This is a genomic window from Mesorhizobium sp. M5C.F.Ca.IN.020.29.1.1 (genome assembly GCF_003997375.1).
Lineage (GTDB): Bacteria > Pseudomonadota > Alphaproteobacteria > Rhizobiales > Rhizobiaceae > Mesorhizobium > Mesorhizobium wenxiniae.
In genome coordinates this window covers 1-2,730 of record NZ_RZSW01000681.1, presented here as the reverse complement: position 1 = coordinate 2,730, position 2,730 = coordinate 1, and the positions used below count along the sequence as shown (strand labels likewise).

Genomic DNA, 2,730 nt, shown 5'->3' with positions numbered 1-2,730 from the left:
AGGCAGGACGGCAAGCACCTTGAACAGGTCGCCCATGGCTTGCGGGCCGGCGAGGCGTTCGACCTCGCCTGCAATCTTTTCGCGAGCCGCTTCATCGGCATTGGCGCCGAGCTGGCCGGCGCGTTCGAGAAGACCCATTTCCACCAGAAATTCGCCTTGCGTGGAGAGATGGGCATCGAGGCCATGCGCCCGCACAATCGCGGCAAGGGCGGCGAAATCGACATGGGCGGTGAGATCGGCTTCGCCCGGATTGGCCAGCACATCTTCGTGATCGTGCTTGCGCAAGGCCTGCAACGTGTCGCCGATCCCTGGCCGGAAATAACCATAGTCGAGGAACAGGCCGGCGCCACCGAGCCGGTCCAATCGCTCAGCGATGGTCGCCATCAGCGCGGCTCGGGCCGGCGCGACCTCGACGATCGCGCCCTGTGGTGCGTTTTCGGCATCGTCCGGCAACAGCGTCGGATCGACCGAGCCGGCGCCGGCGAAGAAGTGCAATTCGTCAGCGTCATCGAGGCCGATCATCCGTTCGCGCCAGCCTGTTCCGGCACGGACGAACTGGCGGATCGGCACCGCGTCGAACAATTCGTTGCCGACCATGAAAAGCGGGGTCTGCGGCAGCGTGGCGATGCTTTCGTGCCAGCCGATCGTCGCCGGCGTGGCGGCAAGCGTTTGCCTTTGCACATCTGCCAGCCGCGGGCTGGTCTCGATCATGGCGAACGATGCGCCGGCGGTCAGCGCCGGATCGAGCCGCGAAAGCGTGCGCAGCATGTCCTTCATCAGCGTGCCGCGGCCGGGGCCGATCTCGGCGATGGTGACCGGCATCGGCCGGCCGGTCGCCAGCCAGGCTTCGTAGAGCCAGACAGCGACCAGCTCGCCGAACATCTGGCTGATCTCCGGCGCGGTGACGAAGTCGCCGGCAGCCCCGAACGGCTCGCGCGTCGTATAGTAGCCGTCCCGCGGATCGAACAGGCAAAGCGCCATGTATTGGTTGACGGGGATCGGCCCCGCCGCACCGATCAGCTCAACGATGCGGGCTTTCAGTCGGGTCATACCGGCTGTGGCTGTGTAACCGGCTTTGCCGTCGCCATCGCCCAGATGCCGGCCAGCAGCATCGGCAGCGACAGCACCATGCCCATCGTCAGCCAGCCGGTGCCGAGGAGGTAGCCGAGCTGCTGATCGGGCTCGCGGAAGAATTCGACGAAGATGCGCGAGAGACCGTAGCCGGCGATGAAGGCGCCGCCGACGAAGCGCGGCGTCTTCAGCTTGAGCCTGGAATGGGTGAGGAAGCGCAGGACCAGGAACAGCACCAGGCCTTCAAGCAGCGCCTCGTAGATCTGACTCGGATGGCGCGCAAATGGCCCGCCATTGGGGAATTCGACCGCCCATGGCACGTCGGTTGGCCTGCCCCAGAGTTCGGAGTTGATGAAATTCGCCATGCGGACGAGGCCAAGGCCGACCGGCACGCCGGCCGCCACCACGTCGAACAGCGACCATGTGCGGATACCGCGCGACCAGGAAAACAGCGTCATGGCGAGAATGACGCCGAGCAGCCCGCCGTGGAACGACATGCCGCCCTGCCAGACGGCAAGGATATCGAGCGGATGGGCGATGTAACGTGGCAGGTCGTAGAACAGCACGTAGCCGACACGCCCGCCAAGCACCACGCCGATGGCCGCCCACATGATGAAGTCGTCGAGATCCTCGGGCTTCATGGGCACGGTGCCGCCGGGCCAGAGGCTTGCATTGGTGACGAGCCGCTTGGCATACCACCAGGCAAAGAGAATGCCGACGATGTAGCCGACGCCATACCAATGCACCGCCAGCGGCCCGATCTTGACGATGACCGGGTCGATATCGGGAAAGGGCAGGGCGGCAAACGGCAGCATAAAATATTCGCTCAACAGGGTCTCCCGGTTGCGATCATGTTCGGGCGCGGACCATGCGGCAGGGTTTTGGCGGGGTCAAGGCGACGTGGATGCTTGCATTCCGCGTCGCGCGCCACTACGTCAAATCGAGCAAGCGAGGATTTGCCATGTCGACCGGACCGAACCGCATTCTCGATGAATTCGCCAAGCTGATGACCGACGCCGCAGGTGCCGCGCAAGGCGTGCGCCGCGAAGTGGAAACCGCCTTCAAGGGGCAGGCCGAGCGCGTTCTCAACTCAATGGACCTGGTGCAGCGCGAAGAATTCGAGGCCGCCCGCGATATGGCGGCGAAGGCCAGGGAGGAAAACACCCGTCTCGCTGCGCGCATCGAGGCGCTCGAGGCGAAGCTCGCCGAATTGACCGGACAGGCCGCACCTGCGGCTGCGGCAAAGCCCAGATCAAAAAAATAATCGTTAAACTTTTCCACAAAGCACAATCGCAAAAAGCGCTTTGTCGTGAATCGCTTACCGGCATTGCGTGAATCTTTGTGACAGCGGCTTTCCACATGCGAATGACGCAGTGCGAAAAATTGGGCTGGTCACGCGACTCCCGATCAATAGACTGAATTTGTTGCATGATTCGGAGCAGGGTCATGCGCCGGGCGGTGGGGTCCGGTCTGGGGTCTTTGCGTTGACGAAGTCCCGGCCGTCCGAGTTCTAGACAGGATTGTTCGTTGCGTGTGCCCCGCGGAGCGTGTGGCGCTCACTAGGGCGACGTGCGTCCACTTGGACGCACAAAGTACGCTCTAGAACTTTGAACGTTCGCGTCGTGCTTTCCGAAAATCGAACCGATTTTCGGGCCGATG

3 protein-coding genes are annotated in these 2,730 nt (G+C 63.3%); 1 reads left to right on the top strand and 2 read right to left on the bottom strand.

All coding sequences use genetic code 11. The features are described from left to right. Both EOA85_RS31995 and lgt read right to left on the bottom strand, forming a co-directional pair. Positions 1-1,050 (bottom strand): class I SAM-dependent methyltransferase (locus EOA85_RS31995; protein ID WP_164760017.1); only part of this gene is annotated, 1,050 nt, incomplete at its 3' end. Beyond that, entirely contained in the window at positions 1,047-1,901 is an 855-nt protein-coding gene (gene lgt, locus EOA85_RS31990; RefSeq protein WP_127212395.1) for a prolipoprotein diacylglyceryl transferase, read from the bottom strand. The genes EOA85_RS31995 and lgt, both read right to left, overlap by 4 nt. Before the next feature lie 131 nt (positions 1,902-2,032). Between lgt and EOA85_RS31985 the strand changes: the two genes are divergently transcribed. Continuing rightward, on the top strand, positions 2,033-2,335 hold the full coding sequence (locus EOA85_RS31985; protein ID WP_065012050.1) for an accessory factor UbiK family protein: 303 nt from the start codon (positions 2,033-2,035) through the stop codon (positions 2,333-2,335). Positions 2,336-2,730 lie beyond the last annotated feature (395 nt).